The sequence below is a fragment of the Acinetobacter populi genome (assembly GCF_002174125.1).
GTDB lineage: Bacteria > Pseudomonadota > Gammaproteobacteria > Pseudomonadales > Moraxellaceae > Acinetobacter > Acinetobacter populi.
Genome location: NZ_NEXX01000006.1, coordinates 209928 through 230603 on the forward strand (window position 1 = coordinate 209928; position 20676 = coordinate 230603).

Consider the following 20676-nt stretch of genomic DNA (forward strand, 5'->3'; position numbering starts at 1 on the left):
TTATCCGTTGAATTATTCTACAAATACAAGATAAAAAATAAAGTTTTTCCTAAAAATATGATGACCTTCAAGCTGAGTACTAGAATATCCTTTAATGGGCAAAAACAAAAAGAGATTTTTAAGTTAAACAACTGCGTCCAAATTATTTTAGAATTTTGAATCATCAGCAAGATGCTATTGATGATGGTAATACACTAATTTTATCCAACAATATTTTAGATATTTATATATTGAAAATCCCACAACAGGCTGAACGCTGGCTTCATCAGCAAAATCAATTTATTACCTAATTCGTTCAATCTCACTCCTCGTTAACACAGCGTAAAATTGAATTTTTAGCCGAATATTATGCTTTAAACCGACAGCAATAAATGCCATGAATTTATTAAAACAACTTGATGAAAAAGATCAGGACGCAATTACACCAGAAAATTTAAAAACAAATCCCATATTTGCGAATATCCACTTTAGTGATGAATTTCAATTCTGATTATTACAATATGATCAAAAATATAGCCAGCTGCAAAGAACAGGTTGTCAGCTTGACCTCTTATAGTTTCTAGTTATCGGATAAATGCATGCGGCTGTAGAATAATAATCGCTGCACCGCATAAAACCACTGCCCCACCAACCATATCCCACCACGTTAAGGATACTTGCTCAACATAACGCAGCCAGATCAATGCCACACTGATATAAATCCCACCATAGGCTGCATAAACGCGCCCTGTTGCAGTGGGATGCAAACTAAGCAACCAAACAAACACTGCAAGGCTAATCATTGTAGGTAGCCAAAGCCATGCCGATTTATTTTCTCTTAAAATCAAATACGGCAGATAACAACCTACAATTTCTGCTACTGCCGTACAGACAAATAAAACAAACGTGATCAATAACCGACTAAAATCCATTGCTTAAACAGGCTCAGTCCGGTGTTCTTCAATCACAGTAAGTTTTAAACCTTCATGATCACTGTCTTTAGGTTGAATCGATACACTGACTGTTCCACCATTCACCAGATCACCAAACAAGATCATCTCGGCCAATGGTTTTTTCAGTTGGTCCTGAATCAGACGTTGCATCGGACGTGCACCCATCAAACGGTCATAGCCTTTTTCTGCCAGCCAGTCCCGAGCATCCTGATCAACTTCAAGCACCACTTTCTTATCGTCCAGTTGTGCTTGCAACTCTGTAAGGAATTTATCCACCACAGAATCGATCACCAGTGTTGGTAAAGGTTTAAACTGAATCACACCATCCAGACGATTGCGGAATTCCGGTGTAAATGCACGTTTCATGGCATCGGTATTGTCCAGACTGTTATCTTGTTCTGTAAAGCCAATACTGGTTCGAGAAATATTCTCTGCACCGATATTGGTGGTCATGACCAAAATAACATTTCTAAAGTCAGATTTACGGCCATTATTATCGGTCAAAGTACCATGATCCATCACTTGCAATAATAGATTAAATACTTCTGGATGGGCTTTTTCAATTTCATCCAGCAATAATACACAATGCGGTGTTTTATTGATGGCATCTGTCAACAAACCACCCTGATCAAAACCAACATAACCAGGAGGTGCACCAATCAGGCGTGAAACTGCATGACGCTCCATATATTCAGACATATCAAAACGTACCAGCTCTACACCCAGCACTTTTGCCAGTTGACGTGTGACTTCGGTTTTACCCACACCAGTAGGACCGGCAAAAATAAAACTACCAATTGGTTTATCTGGAGATTTTAAGCCTGCACGGGAAAGTTTAATGGCTGAAGCCAAAGCGGTAATTGCTTCATCTTGTCCAAACACCACACGTTTTAAATCACGTTCCAGATGCTCAAGTACAGATTTATCATCTTTAGAAACAGTTTTTGGCGGAATCCGTGCAATTTTGGCAACAACTTCTTCAATTTCCGTGACACCAATCTGCTTGGTTTCACCATTGGCATGCAAGCGTTGTTGTGCACCCGCTTCATCAATCACATCAATGGCTTTATCTGGCAAGAAACGTTCATGAATATATTTTACCGACAATTCAACCGCAGCTGTTAATGCTGCATCGTCGTATTTCACATTATGAAATTCTTCAAACTTGGTTTTCAAGCCTTTTAAAATATCAATCGCTTCTGAAATAGTCGGTTCAACCACGTCAACTTTCTGGAATCGTCTTGATAAGGCATGATCTTTTTCAAAAACCTGACGATATTCCTGAAATGTCGTTGAACCAATACAACGTAAGGAACCATTTGCCAATGCGGGTTTAATCAGGTTTGATGCATCCATGGTGCTGCCCATAGAAGAGCCTGCACCAATAATCATATGGATTTCATCAATAAATAAAATCGCATGTGTTTTTTTCTTTAAGGCATTTAACAGCTGTTTCAGGCGTTTTTCAAAATCACCACGGTATTTTGTACCGGCAACCAATGCCCCAATATCCAGACTGTAAATTTCTGCATCAGCCAATGGTTTTGGTGCTTGTCCCTTAACAATCAGCCATGCCAAACCTTCTGCAATCGAGGTTTTTCCAACCCCAGGATCACCAACCAGCAAAGGATTATTTTTACGACGACGACACAAGATTTGTGCAGTACGTTCAATTTCTTTTTGGCGGCCAATCAACGGATCTGTTTTTCCGGATTGCGCTTCCTGATTAAGATTGACAGTATAGAGTTCCAGTGGTCCAGCATTACCCGAACTTGCACTGCTATCTTGTTCTGTGTCTTCTTGTTCCTCTAGCGGTGCATCTTCTTTCTGTGCACCGTGAGAAAGGTACTGGGTCAGATTTAAGCGGTTAATTTGCTGACGTTTCAACAAATAGACCGCAAAGGAATCTCTTTCGGAATACATTGCCACAAGTACATCTGCACCCTCAACCGCACGATCACCACCACTGGATTGCACATGAAAAATTGATCTTTGCAAAATACGATCAAAACTTTCTGTCGGATGTGGTGCCTGTTCACTGTTTTCAGGGAGTTTTGGCGTATGTAAGTCGATATATTCTTCTAATTCTTTACGCAACGCAACAATGTCTCCGCCACATGCTTTTAAGGCATTTACCGCAGAGTCATTATCCAACAAAGCCAAAAGTAAATGTTCAACAGTTAGAAACTCATGACGTTTTTGGCGGGCCATGCTAACAGCCAAACGTAATGATACCTCTAAATGACGACTGAGCATGCTGTAACCTCTATTCTTGTGGCTCAATCTGACAAAGCAAAGGATGTCCTTGTGATCGAGCGTAATTATTTACTTGGTTTGCTTTTGTTTCGGCAATATCGCGTGGATATATGCCAGCAATACCTTTACCTTCATGATGTACAGTTAGCATTACTTGGGTGGCTCGGTCAAGGTCTAATGCAAAATATTGTTGTAAAATTTCAATAACAAAATCCATTGGTGTGTAATCATCATTGAGTAACACAACCGCATATTGTGGTGGACGCTTAAGTTGTGGTGGTGCAACCATGACATCAACTTCATGTTCACCATCATCATCTTGTTCTTGTAATTCAATAGGTTGTGCAGATACAGCCGTATTTTGAATATGCCAGTCGACCACGCCGGAGGCAATAAAATTTTGTCTTATATGTTCTAAAGCTTCGGGCTTTAATTTTCTAAATTGCTTTAACCATGAATAATACATAAATTTCTAACTTCTATTTTGCATTCGCTTCAGCTTGTGGAATTTCAGAAAGAAAAGCAGGTGATTCGACCGTATCCTTACCTCTTTGCCATGCAAAGCGTTGAATAACCGGATTACCTGCACCGCTTAAATGCACTTCGATATATTGTGGTGTAAAGCCACTTGGCATGGTCCAGCGCCCTGTCAATCGCTCAAAATCTTCAAAATTATAATTAGCACTGTCCAGTGGTACAGTCAATATTTCACTGTTTTGCACCAGACGGATTTCGACTTTACCTGCCGCACGTCGACGATTTGGACTGACCTGTACCAGATCCAGAACATATTCATAGGCATTACTTGGTAGTGGCCGTATCGCTAGATTCTGGATGGATAAACTTAAACCACCACGTTCACGCAGCTTTTCACGATAGGTTGCGCTGAGTGACTCAGCCTGCCGTTTATCCTGTTTTGCTGCATCGAGTGCAACATTCAGCTCTTTGGCATTGCCAATGGCAACATCGCGCTCCTGAGTTGCGGTATTTAAAGCCACACTCACCGCATCAAGCGATTTTTTCTGTTTATTGACAATTTCTGATAACTCTTCTGCATCCGCATCAAAACCCACCACAGTCAGGCCTTGCTTATGCCCTACCGCATAACCAAGCCCAAGTCCCCCGCCAGCCAGTAAAACGGCAGCAATGACCAACGGATAGTTACTTTTTACAAAAGACTGTTTCGAGCGATGCTCTAGCGCAGGGATTTGCTCTGACTGTTCGGTATTCTTCATGAGAACGCATATGTCCTAAAATATTTTAAATCCGTAAACGATTATACGTTACGATGCTCATATTATGGCGAATGAATGTTATCAAAAAAAGATGCTTTAAGGTAAAAGCCCGATATGATTTAAACCCAAAGATTCATTTAAGCCAAACATAATATTCATATTTTGAATCGCCTGACCTGAAGCGCCCTTAACCAGATTATCCTGTGCAACCACGATAACCAAACGATTTGGCAAAGGTTGATACAAGGCAATACGTAAATAATTTGCACCGCGTACACTACGTGTTTCCGGCTGACTGTCTTCGGGCATGACGTCAACAAATGCTTCATTTTGATAGAATTGTTCAAATAATTGTTGTAAATCTGTTTCCTGACCAGCTGCGGTAAGATTGACATAAATGGTACTGAGCATACCACGAATCATCGGTACCAGATGGGGTACAAAAGTCAAACCATCAAATGCACCTTTTTTACCGGAAATATTTTCCAGTGCTTCAACGATTTCGGGATGATGACGATGGCCACCCACACCATAGGCTTTAAAGTTATCGGTGTTTTCAGTATAGATCATCGACATACTGGCTTTACGCCCTGCCCCAGATACACCAGACTTGGCATCGACAATAATATTGTCATATTCAATCAAATCCTGACCAGCTTTTAACAGTGGCGCCAGACCCAATTGTACAGTGGTCGGATAACAACCCGGGTTACCGATAACATCAGCATGTTTAATTTTTTCACGATTCAGTTCGGACAAGCCATAAACGGATTTTTTTAATAATTCTGGGCAGTTATGTTCAATGCCATACCAGTGACGAAACTTATCCAGATTCTGTAACCGAAAATCTGCTGCCAGATCAATGACTTTCACACCAGCATCGACCAATTCCTGTGCATATTTCATGGCCACGCCATGCGGTGTTGCAAAAAATACCACATTACAGGTTTTTAGTTGTTCGATATCCAGCGGACTAAAAGCCAGATCCAATACACCGCGTAAACTTGGAAACATATCAGAAACTTTCAGACCCGCTTCTGTTCGAGAGGTAAGCAACTTGAGGTGAGCCTCGGGATGTTGTAACAACAAACGAATCAGTTCTATTCCTGTATAACCAGTGCCACCGACAATACCGACTTCAACCACAATCTTTTCCTTCTCGTTCAAAAAGCATATGCTACAGTATGACAGGATGTTGATTTAAACAAAACGATGTATTTTAATAGACGTGCAATTATTTTTACTTTTTAATGTCAACACCTGTTGCTATTTCCACACTGGAACAACAATACCTCATGGTAATGGAACATTACCGAAATAATACATGGAGTGCGGGATGCCTTCGATAAAAACAAAACAATCTGTATCTACAGGTTTATGGTCTAAATCGGTTTTAATACTGCTATGTAGTGGTTTGATCGCATGTGGTGGAGGATCTTCTGGTACCACACGTATCAGTGATGACAATACACAACCCGATACCACAACACCAGAAAGTGTTTTTAAAATCTCTGTCCGAATGCCAATGCAGGTTAAAAATTCGCATTTGCGTATTCAGGTTGTGGGCGATAGTACCCCACTATATGACAATCAGGATTTCTCTGACTTTGATGCCGTGGTCGATAATGTGCCAGTTAATAATTATCGTAATAAGCTGTTATCCGTCAAACTCACAGGACTGGATAATAGCACCATGTTCGACCCAATTTTAAAGCGATTCGTTCCATTTCATGGTGAAATCAATGCCATTGCAATGATTCAGGGGAGTACGATTGATATAACTCTTAGCCCGTTCTCTGAAGCCATTTATCAACGCACGCTAGTTCGTGCTGGTAATCTTGATCCCAGCCGTGCGGATTTAACACTGATTGAAGCTAAGCATCTAAGCAAAGCCCGTTCCGAGGTCAGTGCAAGCTTAAATGGTGCATTTGATGCAACACAATTCCCATTATTCAATACCGATCAAAGCATCCGGCTGGTGCAATATAGTACAATGTCCTCGCGCAATTACATCAATATTTTCACTGGATTGGGATTATTGAATTACTGGGTCAAACTATATCCAGAGAGTCAAAATACCTATCTAGAACTGGCACAAAGTCTAGGCACAGATCTTCGTGATGGATCGCTAGATGGGCGAACATTTACGGGCGATAACACCGATTTTTCGCCACTGATCACTGCACCTAAAAATATTGATCCTGCATTAAATACTTTGTTGGGCATTGGCGAAACACAAAAAACCATTCGGGAAAGTTTTGGTAACACACTCAAGACTGCAACACTCGACTATGCAAATACCAACTTTCAAAGCATTATCAATCCTGAAGGTTTAAAAGCATTACAAAACTTTTCCTACTATAGTACGGGTTATAGCGTCGATACAGCGAACGCTGTACGCTGGAATGGTGCAGGTGATTATCATCGTGCATTCGGCTTTTCCAGCGATGAAAAATGTCAGGGCATCAGTGCCTATCCATGCAAACAGGGATTGAATGCAGATGACACTGGCAATGAAATTTCTGCAATTGATTATTTAATCGGAATCCATCAGGTCGGTTCCTGCAAAATTGAAATGTTCCCAAATGGCAATGTACGCCTAACCCAGAATAATCAGGTGTACAACGCCAGTATTAACCGTGATGTTTCTGATAATTTATTGCGCCTTGATCAAGCATCACAGCATTATATTTTAAATATTGGTGCTGGTGAGAACAGGCCACCCTATTTCATGCAGCTTGAAATTAAAAATGTACACATTATTTCCGCCAAAACTGGAAATGCAGATGGATTTTATCCAACTGAATTAACTACCACTGAAATGAGTTGTACATAACGTCATCCTGCAAAGTGCATCATATTGATAGACCACAGCACATGCGGACATGTAAGTCTCTCTTATTTCGATTGCCACCATGCCGGCAATCGGAATGTTTTCACCCGTTTCTGAGCTACTTTAGCATTCGGATAAAGTTGTTCCAAAAATGTCCAAAAAACGGCCTGATGATGCATGTGTCTGGTATGTGCCAACTCATGCAATAATACATAATCTGCATCTTGCTTCGACATTAACAATAAGCCTGCATGCAGCATAATGCACTGATCATGACTACAACTGCCCCAGCGTGTGGTAGGTCTGGCAATACGAACCTTATTCACAGTTAAACGGTGTTGTTCGGCATAATTTAATAGTTGACTGGTCAAAATCTGCTTGGCTTGTCGGATAATAAACTGGGTTAAAGCCTGTTCGGCACAGGCTTCATTCACAATTAACTGCTGGCTTTTCGCTTGATATTGATACGCCTTGCTGATCGGTTGATAGGATACATCAATCACCTGATCCAGATAACATAAGCGAATTTGATCGGGTAAGGCAATTGATTGTGCCGAAACAGCTTGTAACTGATATTTCGCCCAAGTTTGTTTGAGCCAGTCCTTACTTTGTGCAACAAAAAAATGAATTTGTCGCTGTGTGGTTAACGGAGGAATAGTCAGCCGTATGCCTTTTGGCGATACGGCAAGTTTTAAACGCTTGGCCCGGGCATGCTTAACCACCGCAATTTCCGGTAAATCAGCATCAATAATCATATATTATTGAGCAGAGCGCACGTCAATGCCTTGATCAGTTGCTACAATGGCAAGATTGGCAGGACGTAGTGCAAAGATTCCATTGGTCACCACACCAGGAATATTATTAATGGTTTGTTCCAGTTCTAGAGGATTTAAAATATTTAAATTAAATACATCAAGAATGACATTGCCATTATCTGTCACCACCCCTTCACGATAGGCAGGGTCACCCCCCAAAGACACCAGTTTACGGGCAACTGCCGAACGTGCCATCGGAATCACTTCAATCGGTAATGGAAAGTCACGCCCCAGTTGCGTCACCCATTTTGAATCATCAACAATACAGATAAATTCTTTGGCCACCGATGCCACAATCTTTTCCCTTGTCAATGCTGCACCACCGCCTTTAATCATATGCAAATGACGGTCGATTTCATCGGCACCGTCCACATAGGCATCCAGATTACCCACATGGTTTAACTCAACTACTTCAATACCTAGTTTTTTCAATCGCTCTTCGGTTGCCTTGGAACTGGCAACAGCAGCTTCAAGTTGCAACTGAGGCAACAGATCAATCAAAAAATTTACTGTACTGCCTGTTCCTACACCCAAAATTCCGCCTTTAGGTAGATGCTGAATGGCAGCTTCAGCAGCGGCTTGTTTTTTGGCGTCCTGAGAAGGATATAAACTCATAGTGCTAATCTCTGTATTAGGCTCTGGTGATCGATGATTTAAATCATGCAAAATGCAACGGATGCTGATTTGTTTTGCTACAATAGCGCATATTTTACTGTTAAAAATGGAAGAATGTCATGTTGTCTCGTTGGGTTAGACAAATTTTACAAGCCACTGTCTATGATGTCGCAATAGAATCCCCTCTCGAAGCAGCACCAAAAATTAGTCAACGCTTAAATAATAACATTCGTTTTAAGCGAGAAGATTTACAACCGGTTTTTTCGTTTAAATTACGCGGTGCCTACAACCGTATTAGCCAAGTGCCAAAAGATCAATTACAACGGGGTGTAATTTGTGCTTCGGCAGGCAATCATGCGCAAGGTGTTGCCCTGTCCGGACAAAAACTAGGGGTGCCGGCAATCATCGTGATGCCAAGTACCACACCGGATATCAAAATCGAAGCAGTAAAACGTCTAGGTGGTACAGTGGTGCTACATGGCGATAGTTTTGATATTTCCAATCGCTATGCTCAACAACGTGCCAAAGATGAAGGTCTAGTCTTTATTCCACCTTATGATGATGAACTGGTGATTGCAGGACAAGGCACCATTGCCAATGAAATTCTTCGGCAATGGCGTGATGTTGACTATGTTTTTGTTGCGGTAGGTGGCGGTGGTCTAATCGCAGGTGTTGCAGCTTATCTGGGTGAGGTGGCACCGCATGTCAAAGTTGTTGCCGTGGAATATGATGAATCGGCCTGTTTAAAAGCAGCACTGGAAAGTGGTGAACGTGTGGTTTTGCCTTCGGTCGGTTTATTTGCCGATGGTACAGCAGTTGCACAAATCGGTGAATTACCGTTTGAAGTGATTCGTTTACCTAAATCTGATAATTCCGGACCAATCGTCGAACCCGATGTGGTCACTGTTAACACCGATGAAATCTGTGCTGCCATCAAGGATACCTTTGATGAGAATCGTAGCATTGTCGAACCATCGGGTGCTATGGCCTTGGCAGGCATTAAAAAATATGTGGCACAGCATAAACTGCACGATAAAAACATGGTGTCGATTGTCTGTGGTGCCAACATGAATTTTGACCGTTTGCGTTATATTGCCGAACGTACCGAACTAGGCGAACACAAGGAAGCCATTTTTGCAGTGTCCATGCCGGAACAGCAAGGCGCATTTCTGCAATTTTGCCGAGCATTGCAAGGCCGTAATATTACCGAATTTAATTATCGCTATAATGGTAGTAATGACGCACAGGTTTTTGTCGGCATCAGTCTAAAAGGTGGTGAACAGGAACGGCAGGATATTTTTGCCAGCTTAAAGCAAAATTATGATGTGTCTGATTTATCTGATGATGAAGTGGCAAAACTGCATATTCGTTATTTAATTGGCGGTCATGGACATCTTAATGATGAACGTCTGTTCCGTGTCGAGTTTCCGGAACGTCCAGGTGCCCTACTCACTTTCCTCGAACGTCTGGGCCCGGATCATAATATCAGCCTGTTCCACTATCGCAATCATGGTGCAGCAGAAGGTCGTGTCTTGATGGGACTGGAATCGGGCATCAAAAGCAGCAATGGCACAGATCCGTTAATAGACACGCTACAGCAAATTAATTATCCGTTTGTGGAAATTAGTGAAAACGAAGGCTATAAACGCTTCTTAAAATAAATTGTAAGATGAAAGCTGAATTAAGCAAATGTTCAGCTTTCATCTTTAAAATCATCTCGCTTCCTTCCAGATATAGAGATTTATTTATGTACTCGCCACAGAAGGGTAAAACCGGTCTGACCCGTATCTTAAATGCTTGGTCCTACTCCATGTCTGGATTTAAAGCAGCATTTCAAAATGAAGCAGCGTTTCGTCAAGTGGTCTGGATTAATCTTATCCTCATTCCAGTGACTTTTTTTCTTGATATTTCACCCGTTGAACATGCTGCCTTGATCATCGTATGTTTGCTTTCACTTATTGTGGAACTGTTTAATTCTGCTATTGAAGCCGTGGTTGATCGCATTTCGCTGGATAAGCATGAATTATCAAAACGTGCCAAAGATATGGGCAGTGCAGCACAATTTGTCTCGCTGAGTATTATTTTTATCACTTGGCTGATTATTTTATTGAAATAACACACAAACAGGTTAAATGGTATGCAACATATTCAAAAAGGGCTCTACCGTCACTATAAAGGCCAGCTTTATCAGGTGCTTGGTGTTGCAAGGCACAGCGAAACAGAAGAATTGATGGTGGTCTATCAATGTCTGTATGGTGAATATCAATTATGGTTAAGACCATTCGACATGTTTAGAGAAAACGTAACACTCGATAATGGCAATGTCGTCCCACGTTTTGAATTTCTTCAGGAAAATTTTTAAACAGACACAAAATAATGCTTTTGGTTTTAAGTTGTTTTGAATATTGATTTGGTTATTTAAATGAATATTTTTTCATTGTTAAAATCAGTCGTCATATTTATCCTGATAAAACTGAGGCAGATGCTCATCACGTTGTGGCGTAATTTTCTTGCCAATATAATGCGAATCATTATAGCCCACCAAAATAATATGGGCATGTAATTCCAGTTCGCCAAATTCCGGTTCAACCTGAACATAATGCACCCCACCCATATGATCTTTTACCTGTGCATTGGCACTGGCACCCGGTTTTGCCTGACCACTGACAATGGTAGCAAAACGCCCAACCAGATCAACCTGACAACTGGTTTGACTAGGCTGAATCACTTGATCCAGACAATGAATCATAAACAGGGTAAAAAACCACGCCATAATAAAAGCGGGAATAAAAATCAGGCTAGAACTGATAAATGCCTTATGAAATGCAAAAAAACTGAGTTGAATAAAATAACCGGCATAGCTTAAATTAATCAGAAAAAATAATAAAATAATAAAACGGGAAATCTGAACTTTCAGTAAAGGAGAATCTTTAATCCACGATGGAATTACTGTGCGAATAAAATTAGAGGGACGATGTCCAATATAAATCCCGATGGTTTCCCCGATAATCAGCACAAAAATTGCCACCACACAAAAATGAAATGGCAATAATGCAGAATCGAAAAACAACTCGGGCAATCTCACGACTCACGGCTACCCTGTAAATAAATGCCACCATCAGAATGAATTTCGATATCGACCTTGGTCAATGATTCACCCTGACAAGGCCCCCAAATACATTCTCCATCTTCGACATTAAACAAAGCACCATGGGTCGAACAGATAATATATTCTTTGTCCATATCCAGAAACTGATCTTCCATATACTCAAGACTGACCTGTAAATGCGGACAGATATTTTTATAGGCAAAAAAAGAACCATCACGCTGGGTGATCAAAATTTCTCCCAACGGTGTGTCAAATCCACGAGCTTCACGCTCCTGTACATCATCTGTCTGGCAAATTAAATACATGGCGACCTCTTGTCTATTGATTATCTCTACTGGCAATTATCTTTACTGGCAACTATTTTCTGTTGGTGATGATCACGACTCAAGCTGCCCGGCAATATCCTGATATTGTTGATAACTTAAGCGCGGACCATATTGACTCACCACTTTGGCTGCAACAATATTACCAATTTTGGCAGCCTGTTCCACAGTTTTATCCTGTGTAAGCGCATATAAAAATCCACCGGCAAAGGCATCACCTGCACCATTACTGTCCAGTGCCTCAACTGCCTCACCAACCACCATTTGAATGGCACGGTTTTTCGCCCCAATCAAGGCACCCTTGCTGCCCAGTGTAATCACCACAGTTCTTGCAATATTCAACAAGGCTTCTGATGCCTGTTCGATGCTGAGTGCCTTGGTGTACATCAATGCTTCCTGTTCATTACAGAATAATACATCAACGCCATCATCAATCAATTGATCCAGACCGGATTTGGCATATTGCACCATGGCAGGATCTGAAAGTGAAATTGCAATTTTTACGCCATGTGCCTTGGCAATCTGGCGAGCTTCTGCAACAGCCTGATGAGCAGTTGGACTAGTCGCCAAGTAGCCTTCAATATACAGCCATTTTGCCTGTTTCAGCGGTTCATAATCAATTTGTTCAGGACTCAGTTCAGCTGTAATACCTAAATAGGTGTACATGGTACGTTCGCCATCTGGCGTAACCATGACAATACAGGTTCCGGTTTGCCCTTCACTCAGGGATTTTTGATGGGTCTGCACCTTTACATTTTGTAAATCATGCAAATAAAAGTTTGCCAGCGCATCATTACCTACTCGGCAAGCATAAAAACTTGTACCACCTAATGCAGTAAATGCAACCGTGGTATTTGCAGCAGAACCGCCACTGGCTTGCCCTTTATGTGTGGCTTGGGATAAGTTTTTTACCAGATGGGCTTGTTGCTCGGCATCGCAAAGTTGCATGGTTCCTTTGACCAGTTGTGCATTTTGCAGAAATTGATCATCTACCAAAAATTCCTGATCTACCAATGCATTACCAATAGAAAAAAGCTCAACACTTGCCATAACAACAGATCCCAATAAAAATTTTTGCCTAGAGTAGCACGAAAGCCCAAAGGCTATAATAGTGATTGTGGCATTTCATCTAAAAAAGCAAATTTGATTTTTTGTTCATCAATTTGCATTCGCATATAAGCTCCGGTATAAAAAATAATCAGCAGTATCTGCATAAAAAAAATATCAACAAAGCTCAAAGAATTAATCCCATTAATTCGCTATACTTTCCTGCAATATCAAATATCGTCCTGTGCAATTTTTTATGTTGCATTATGATTTAAGCTATGGAGTTTTTATGACCAACACCTGTTCAAACCTGGCACAGAATACCATTCACCCTGCTTTTGAATTGGTGCGTCAACAATTTATCGATGCCCTCTCAACCACTGTTTATGAATTTCGGCATAAAGTCACTGGTGCAGTGCATTATCACCTTGCCAATGATAATGATGAAAACGTGTTTTTGGTGGCATTTCGTACCCAACCGATGGATTCCAAAGGCGAAGCGCATATTCTTGAACATACTGCGCTGTGTGGTTCAAAAAAATATCCTGTCCGTGATCCGTTCTTTTCCATGATCAAACGCTCACTCAATACCTTTATGAATGCGTTTACTGCGGCAGACTGGACCGCTTATCCATTTGCGACCCAAAATAAAAAAGATTTTGACAATTTATTATCGGTTTATCTCGATGCAGCTTTTTTTGCCAATTTAAATCAACTGGACTTTTTACAAGAAGGTATTCGGGTTGAGTTTGAAAATGATAAACCAGTATTTAAAGGCATTGTGTTTAATGAAATGAAAGGTGCATGTAGTGCGCCAACCGATCAGCTTTATCATAAACTAGCACAACATCTTTATCCGCAAACCACCTATCATTATAATTCCGGCGGTGATCCCAAAGATATTCCTGATCTTAGCTATCAGGAACTGGTTGATTTCTATAAAAGTCATTACCATCCGTCCAATGCTGTCTTTATGACCTTTGGTGATGCAGACGTTTATGATTTACATGAAAAGTTTGAACAACAGGCACTAAAACATTTTGAAAAAGGTCATACCCTTTATTCGGTTCCCGAAAAACGCCTGACTCAGCCGATTCAAGTGATTGAACACTATGCCATGGATGAAGATGACTTAAGTCAAAAAACCTATCATGTGCTGTCGTGGTTATTGCCTGAAACCAATAATGTCAAATTACGTCTAGGCATGCGGCTGGTGGAAGGCATCTTACTGGAAAATTCTGCTGCGCCATTAAGAAACTATCTGGAAACCAGTAAACTCGGTCAATCCACTGGTCCATTGATGGGAACCGATGACAGTAATTTCGAAATGACCTTCTATTGTGGTATTCAAGGGTCAGAAGCAGGCAAAGCTGATGAATTTGAACAAGGTGTCATGACTATCTTGAAAGATGTCGCGTCTAAACCGATTGACCGAGATACCATTGATGCGATTTTACACCAGATTGAACTGCATCAACGTGAAGTGGATGGCGATGGAACACCTTATGGTTTAAGCCTGATTTTTAACGGCATGAGCGGTGCAATCCATCATGGCGATCCGATTACTGTCTGGGATGTGGATCAGGCCCTTGCCGATGTCAAACAGGAACTGGAAGACCCAATGTGGTTATCACAATTAATCCAGACCTATTTGATTGATAATCCACATCGGGTTCGACTCACCCTTATCCCGGACAACCAACAATCTCAACGTGACCGGGATGAAGAACAAGCGCGGCTTGATCAACTTGACCGTAGCTTAAGTCCAGAACAACGTGAACAAATCATTCAACAGACCGAAGCATTAAAACAGCATCAGGCCACGCCAGATGATCTCGAATTATTACCAAAAGTCACACTGGCAGACATTCCAGCCGAACTTAAACAGACCAATGCCATCGCCGAGCAGATCGATCTTGATGGTCAAACTGTTCCTGTACATTTGTACCATGCCGGAACCAATGGCTTATTCTATCAACAAGTCTTGATCCATTTACCTGACGATGTGGTGCTGTCACCTTATTTTAATCTGTTAAGTATGTTGATGGGTGAAGTGGGTGCAGGTGAATACGATTATCTGCAATTACAACAGCAACAAACTGCAATTAGTGGCGGTGTAGGTATGGGCCTAAGCTTGCGTAGCCAAATTGGTGATAGAAACCAAATCAGTGCCTTTCTTACCCTGACCACCAAAGCACTCAATCATCATGTTGCGGCAATGGATTTATTAAAAACTGCATTTACCGACATGCGTTTTGATGAAAAAGATCGTATTCTTGAGCTATTACAACAACGTAAAGCCCGTTGGCAATCCCGTATTTCCGGTGCTGGGCATAGCTATGCCATGCAAACCGCTCAACGTAATATGAGCGCGCTGGCCAAACGTGATTATCAAAATACCGGTTTACCTGCACTGCGCTGGTTAAGCCAGTTGATTGAAGACATTCAACAGGATGAGCAGCGTTATCATGATTTCATTCAACAGTTGCAGCAGATTCATCAACGGATTCTACAGTCTTCCAAATCATTCCTGCTGGTCTGTGAAACACAACAAAGTGATCAGCTTTTACAGCATCTACAACACGTCTGGTCACAACAGCAACAGATTGAACAGACAGCAGCGATTCAGAATCCCGAATTTGTCGAGGATCAACAGGATCAGGCTTGGTTGATTCAAACCAATGTCCAATTCTGTGCCAGCGCTTATCCCGCAGTAGATATTGTTCATCCCGATGCAGCCGCATTTATGGTGCTAGGTCCATACCTACGCAATGGTTATTTACATGGTGCCATTCGTGAACAAGGCGGTGCGTATGGTGGTGGTGCAGGCTATGATAGTAATGCCTGTGCATTTCGATTCTATAGTTACCGTGATCCACGTCTAAGTGAGACGTTTGATGATTTCGGTCGCGCTATTGACTGGCTATTACATAGCGAACAGCAGGATTATCAATTGGAAGAAGCCATCTTGGGCCTGATTGCCAGTATGGATAAGCCGGGTTCACCCGCAGGCGAAGCCATTACCGCATGCTATGCCGCCTTACATGGCCGTGATCATGCGTTTAGACAACATTTACGCCAATCTATTCTCGCTGTAAGCTTAAAGGATTTAAGACGCATCACCGAACAATATTTACTTAATCAACAACCTGTCCGTGCAGTAGTTGCTCCAGTTTCTCGTCAGGAAGAATTGTTGCAACTTGGTTTTAACATTCAGAAAATTAATTAAAATGGATCGCATATGAACACTCAATTCATATTAAAAAAACCGTTGTTGTACATTACCACTGTACTGGGTGTTATCGGCACAGCCAATGTACATGCCACAACGACGACCACACCCGTTACACCACCGTCAATGCCGCAACCTGTTGCACCAGAGGCCTGTGTTGGCTTGCCCTCCAATAATGACCGTTTAGCCTGTTACGATGCGATCTTTAGACCTGTGTCTGTCCAACCTGAAAGCTTAAGTATTAGCGAACAGGCAGCAAGTGAGGCCATCAATGTAAAAACTGCCGAGCAGCAACAGGAACAACCAACCACTCAAAAAATTGCAGAAACCATTCGCAATTATGATTTGTTTGGTGCAGCGCCACAGTTTGATCCAACCACGTCTCTATTGGATCAACGCTGGGAATTGTCGGAAAAATCAAAACTCGGCACATGGCAATTGCGAGCGTATCAACCAATTTATTTATTACCAGCAATGTGGACTTCCGATAAAAATGAAACCCCTTATAGCCCAAATCCACAAAATACTGTGACCGACCCACAGAATTTAAACAGTACAGAAGCAAAATTTCAGCTCTCGGTTAAAACCAAAGCAGTAGAAAATATTTTTGGCGATAATGGCGATATCTGGCTTGGTTATACCCAGTCTTCGCGCTGGCAAGTCTATAACAGCGAAGAATCACGTCCTTTCCGGGAAACCAACTACGAGCCTGAAGCCAGTATTATTTTCCGTACCAACTACAATTTACTCGGTCTACATGGTCGTTTACTCGGGTTAACATTAAATCATCAATCCAATGGCCGATCAGATCCATTTTCACGTAGCTGGAATCGGGCAATTTTGAATATTGGTTTTGAGAAAAATAACTTTGCTTTGATGTTACGTCCTTGGTATCGCTTTGAAGAAGATGCCGATGACGACAATAACCCCGATATCAAAAACTATATTGGTCGTGGTGATTTAACCGCAAACTATAAATGGAAAGACCATCAATTTTCATTGATGTTACGTCATAGTTTAAAAGGCGGTGATGATAGCCATGGTGCAGCACAGTTTGACTGGGCCTTCCCATTATCAGGTTCACTGCGTGGTCATTTACAGATTTTCGATGGTTATGGAGAAAGTTTGATTGATTACAACCACCGGGCAACATATGTTGGTTTGGGTGTTTCACTGATGAACTGGTTCTAATCACAAACAATAGTGATAAAAATCTTGAACTGCCTATCGAGCAATCGGTAGGCTTTTTTATCTATAAAATATATAAGAAAATAAAGGATGAATCCGAGACATTTTAAGGTTTATTCTTGTGCTGTGTTTCTCTAAGCATTTTAAAACTTAAACGAAATAAAATGAATAAAACAAAAATGCTGACCAACAACAATGCAATAATTAAAAATTTCATTTATCTTTCAATCCCACAATAAAAAAGCCCTATCATGAAGATAGAGCCTTTGGCACTAAAGCACAATATTATTTTGCTTGATCTAAAATAGAGAACAATTTTGCCTGTACATTTTCGATCGCATCTAAGCCATTGACTTTATCATAAGTCGGTGCATTGTCAGTTGCTTGAGTACGCCCCTGATAATAGCCAACCAGCTGCTCGGTTTCGGAATGATAGGAAGCTAGACGTTTACGAATTGTTTCTTCGAGATCATCAGGACGTTGTACCAAATCTTCACCAGTTTCATCATCTTTACCTTCCACTTTTGGTGGATTATAAATGGTATGATAAATACGGCCAGATGCAGGATGCTGACGACGACCAGAAAGACGTTTTACAATTTCTTCATCAGGTACTTCAATTTCTATCACATGATCAATCTTGATCCCTTCTTTTTCCAATGCTTCTGCTTGAGGAATGGTACGTGGAAAACCATCAAAGATACAGCCATTTGCACAATCAGGCTGTGCAATACGTTCTTTTACCAGACCAATAATCAGTTCATCAGAAACCAATCCACCATTTTCCATTACAGACTTTGCTTGTAAACCAAGCTCTGTCCCTTCACGAATCGCAGCACGAAGCATGTCGCCTGTAGAGATTTGTGGGATATTGTAGCGCTTACAGATCAACTGAGCTTGAGTTCCTTTTCCTGCCCCAGGTGGTCCAAGTAATATAATGCGCATAAAAAACATCCTCATAAACAAGAGTAATTAACAAAATTTTGCATGTGGAACATTAGCCAAAAGACTAACTGCAAGGCATTTTGGGATATGCTATTTTAAAGCCCCAATTATAAAAATGCTATAAATAAGTGAATCAGACCGGCACCAAAGCCAGTTACGCCACCTAATAAAATCAAAATCCATTCGTCTTCCTGAAATGCAGGACGTAACAAATTCTGAAATTCTTTTGGGGTAAGTAAACGAATCCGATCCCTAAACATAGCAAAGATCTTTTGAGCCCGACTCGCATTAAACCCTGGATCACAAATTGGAACCATCGTAATTTCAATTGAACGATCAATCAAGTCCGTTTTTAATTTTGCATATTCACTTGGGCCAATTGACAACTGTAAAGAAGTTCGAACAATCGGCGTTTCCATGATTTGATTGACATGTCTTTTGATAATACGACGTGTTTTTATACTTTTTTCACCATACATCATTTCAGTCATAATTGACTTTAAAGTAATTAAATCAGTGGTTACCACTTCAGAGAAAACCTCAGAGACCTCTTCCTGACGCTTCATAAATGCACCCTGAATATTATAGGTTCCTATACGTGGCACAACAGGTTTAATCCATGGAAACTGATGATTTTTCGTTCTTTCAAAAAACTGCGGATAACGAATATAGTGTGGTTCAACCGGATTAAATACCATCCAGATTGCAATCCAGTTGGTCAAGAATCCCCAGATTGCGGCAAAAAAAGGAACCGTCCAGTGCTGCGGGATAAAAATATACACAAACATCTGGATAATACCAAAGAATGAACCAATCAAAGCACTGATATGCCAGATAAAGTTAATTTCTTTCTGTCCCACTTTAAGGAACATGCGCACCATGAGCCGACGATCGCTTTCCATCTGGTTAACCACCATGCTACGCATATCCACCAGATTTTCAACGTTATAAGTCAGTTCTGTCACCAGATCGGTTAACACTGCAGGCAATTGATTATGGGCTTGTGCATAGATACGACGCTTAATGGAATAAGGCAAGTTTTCCCAGAGTACCGCCCTGCGCTCCATCATGACTTCATCAATCAGGTGTTCCAGTTCAAAACCCACCTGCTCGCCAATGATACGTGCCATATCCTGTGGATCCATTGCCTCAAGAAATTCACGTAATGAACCCAATTTTGACAAGGTATTGTCGGTAATAATACCGGATATGCGCCCGGCTTTGCGTGGCACAATACCTTGCCATCCGATTGGCAATGAACCGATATGAAATCCCCAAAACTGAATGGGGTAAAACACCATTTTAAGTGCCATCCAGACATGTGCCCAAGTTACAAAAGCCGTAACAGGGACAATACTTAAAATAGCCCAAAAATCAGGTCGACTAGCAAATATTTGCCATTCGGTTGCTATATACTCTAGCATCGATCTCTCTCAATTATTGTTTCATCGCCTAAAACTTTGCCCACTTGATCATGTTAAAACACATCAAAACTTAAACTATAAGCAAACTGTAGTTGTGGTTCAGTGGGTTTTTTACTGCCATTTTTTCCAACCACTTTTTCCGCAGCACCGACACCGACACTAAAGCTGCTAATGCGCTCCTTATCCAGCAGCACATAAGCTAAATCTACACCGCCACCTAGTCTTTGATAAAACTTGCCATCTACACTGACATTATCAAGATGACCTGCATAAGCACCAAAGTAGTAACCGTTTAAATCTGTACCAGTGAGAAAATAAGGATAACGAAAACCCAGTTGCGCACCAATTTCGTTATCACCATTGATGAATGCCCCCACTTTAGCATAAGCGATGCCATAAGGATTGACCCATTCGGCATTGACATGTAATAGTTTTTGCGTCATACCAAAACCAACATATCCCTGTTTGGCTTCCGCACTGCGCTCTTTTAACTTTGCTTCTGGTAAGGTGGGTAAAAAATCACTCAATTTTGCCTGTGTCGTTCCTGTAACCATCAAAGCCAGCAACAATAAACCTGTTTTTTTCAATTTTTATCTCCGCTTTTTCCCTAAAGCACAAGGTGAAATACTTGTCTATTATTCAATCTAATACACAATATCTATTAGAATGTATCAGAAAACAGGTCAAAGCTATAGCGTAAACCACCTAAATCATATGTCTGT

The 20676-nt window shown here is 41.1% G+C and carries 19 protein-coding genes; 6 read left to right on the forward strand and 13 right to left on the reverse strand.

Going from position 1 to position 20676, the window contains the following annotated elements; translation table 11 throughout:
- Nucleotides 1-563: 563 nt before the first annotated feature.
- The 5 genes from CAP51_RS15115 to argC all read right to left on the reverse strand — a co-directional run bounded on the left by CAP51_RS15115 (nucleotide 564) and on the right by argC (nucleotide 5569).
- The gene (locus CAP51_RS15115) at nucleotides 564-911 is read right to left on the reverse strand and encodes a YnfA family protein (protein WP_087621585.1); all 348 of its coding nucleotides are present in this window, start codon (nucleotides 909-911) and stop codon (nucleotides 564-566) included.
- Between the two features lie 3 nt (nucleotides 912-914).
- Nucleotides 915-3188 (reverse strand): ATP-dependent Clp protease ATP-binding subunit ClpA, encoded by a 2274-nt coding sequence (gene clpA, locus CAP51_RS15120; protein ID WP_087621586.1) that lies wholly within the window; start codon nucleotides 3186-3188, stop codon nucleotides 915-917.
- Nucleotides 3189-3198: 10 nt separating this feature from the next.
- Entirely contained in the window at nucleotides 3199-3654 is a 456-nt protein-coding gene (clpS, locus tag CAP51_RS15125; protein ID WP_087621587.1) for an ATP-dependent Clp protease adapter ClpS, read from the reverse strand.
- Between the two features lie 13 nt (nucleotides 3655-3667).
- Nucleotides 3668-4423, reverse strand: a complete 756-nt coding sequence (locus tag CAP51_RS15130) for a DUF6776 family protein (protein ID WP_087621588.1) — start codon at nucleotides 4421-4423, stop codon at nucleotides 3668-3670.
- Between the two features lie 96 nt (nucleotides 4424-4519).
- The gene (gene argC, locus CAP51_RS15135) at nucleotides 4520-5569 is read right to left on the reverse strand and encodes an N-acetyl-gamma-glutamyl-phosphate reductase (protein ID WP_087621589.1); all 1050 of its coding nucleotides are present in this window, start codon (nucleotides 5567-5569) and stop codon (nucleotides 4520-4522) included.
- A gap of 190 nt (nucleotides 5570-5759) precedes the next feature.
- Here argC and CAP51_RS15140 point away from each other — a divergent pair, with 190 nt between their 5' ends.
- Nucleotides 5760-7259, forward strand: coding sequence for a hypothetical protein (locus tag CAP51_RS15140; protein WP_087621590.1), 1500 nt, complete (start codon nucleotides 5760-5762; stop codon nucleotides 7257-7259).
- Between the two features lie 62 nt (nucleotides 7260-7321).
- On the opposite strand, the gene CAP51_RS15145 is transcribed toward CAP51_RS15140, so the two are convergent.
- Nucleotides 7322-8011 (reverse strand): M48 family metallopeptidase, encoded by a 690-nt coding sequence (locus CAP51_RS15145; RefSeq protein ID WP_087621591.1) that lies wholly within the window; start codon nucleotides 8009-8011, stop codon nucleotides 7322-7324.
- Between the two features lie 3 nt (nucleotides 8012-8014).
- Nucleotides 8015-8686, reverse strand: coding sequence for a ribose-5-phosphate isomerase RpiA (gene rpiA, locus CAP51_RS15150; RefSeq protein WP_087621592.1), 672 nt, complete (start codon nucleotides 8684-8686; stop codon nucleotides 8015-8017).
- Between the two features lie 119 nt (nucleotides 8687-8805).
- On the opposite strand from rpiA, the gene ilvA reads away from it, so the two are divergent.
- The 3 genes from ilvA to CAP51_RS15165 all read left to right on the forward strand — a co-directional run bounded on the left by ilvA (nucleotide 8806) and on the right by CAP51_RS15165 (nucleotide 11048).
- Nucleotides 8806-10347, forward strand: a complete 1542-nt coding sequence (ilvA, locus tag CAP51_RS15155) for a threonine ammonia-lyase, biosynthetic (RefSeq protein WP_087621593.1) — start codon at nucleotides 8806-8808, stop codon at nucleotides 10345-10347.
- A gap of 86 nt (nucleotides 10348-10433) precedes the next feature.
- On the forward strand, nucleotides 10434-10802 hold the full coding sequence (locus CAP51_RS15160) for a diacylglycerol kinase (RefSeq protein ID WP_245809181.1): 369 nt from the start codon (nucleotides 10434-10436) through the stop codon (nucleotides 10800-10802).
- Between the two features lie 21 nt (nucleotides 10803-10823).
- Nucleotides 10824-11048 (forward strand): DUF1653 domain-containing protein, encoded by a 225-nt coding sequence (locus CAP51_RS15165; RefSeq protein WP_087621595.1) that lies wholly within the window; start codon nucleotides 10824-10826, stop codon nucleotides 11046-11048.
- 84 nt (nucleotides 11049-11132) lie between these two features.
- Here CAP51_RS15165 and CAP51_RS15170 read toward each other — a convergent pair whose 3' ends face one another.
- The 3 genes from CAP51_RS15170 to CAP51_RS15180 form a co-directional block, all read right to left on the reverse strand.
- The gene (locus CAP51_RS15170; RefSeq protein ID WP_087621670.1) at nucleotides 11133-11765 is read right to left on the reverse strand and encodes an OB-fold-containig protein; all 633 of its coding nucleotides are present in this window, start codon (nucleotides 11763-11765) and stop codon (nucleotides 11133-11135) included.
- A gap of 2 nt (nucleotides 11766-11767) precedes the next feature.
- Complete coding sequence (locus CAP51_RS15175; protein WP_087621596.1) at nucleotides 11768-12100, reverse strand: Rieske (2Fe-2S) protein; 333 nt, start codon at nucleotides 12098-12100, stop codon at nucleotides 11768-11770.
- 72 nt (nucleotides 12101-12172) lie between these two features.
- On the reverse strand, nucleotides 12173-13168 hold the full coding sequence (locus CAP51_RS15180) for an adenosine kinase (RefSeq protein ID WP_087621597.1): 996 nt from the start codon (nucleotides 13166-13168) through the stop codon (nucleotides 12173-12175).
- Nucleotides 13169-13454: 286 nt separating this feature from the next.
- Here CAP51_RS15180 and CAP51_RS15185 point away from each other — a divergent pair, with 286 nt between their 5' ends.
- Entirely contained in the window at nucleotides 13455-16394 is a 2940-nt protein-coding gene (locus tag CAP51_RS15185) for an insulinase family protein (protein WP_087621598.1), read from the forward strand.
- Between the two features lie 12 nt (nucleotides 16395-16406).
- Nucleotides 16407-17588 carry a phospholipase A gene (locus CAP51_RS15190; protein ID WP_087621599.1) on the forward strand — a complete coding sequence of 394 codons (1182 nt, stop codon included), beginning with the start codon at nucleotides 16407-16409 and terminating at the stop codon, nucleotides 17586-17588.
- Nucleotides 17589-17870: 282 nt separating this feature from the next.
- Here the strand turns inward: CAP51_RS15190 and adk are convergent, their stop codons facing one another.
- From adk to CAP51_RS15205, 3 genes are all read right to left on the reverse strand, one after another.
- Nucleotides 17871-18530, reverse strand: coding sequence for an adenylate kinase (gene adk / locus CAP51_RS15195; RefSeq protein ID WP_087621600.1), 660 nt, complete (start codon nucleotides 18528-18530; stop codon nucleotides 17871-17873).
- Nucleotides 18531-18637: 107 nt separating this feature from the next.
- Nucleotides 18638-19954, reverse strand: coding sequence for a DUF445 domain-containing protein (locus CAP51_RS15200; RefSeq protein WP_087621601.1), 1317 nt, complete (start codon nucleotides 19952-19954; stop codon nucleotides 18638-18640).
- Nucleotides 19955-20007: 53 nt separating this feature from the next.
- A complete protein-coding gene (locus CAP51_RS15205) occupies nucleotides 20008-20541 on the reverse strand; it encodes a hypothetical protein (RefSeq protein WP_425426823.1) in 534 nt (177 codons plus the stop codon).
- Nucleotides 20542-20676 lie beyond the last annotated feature (135 nt).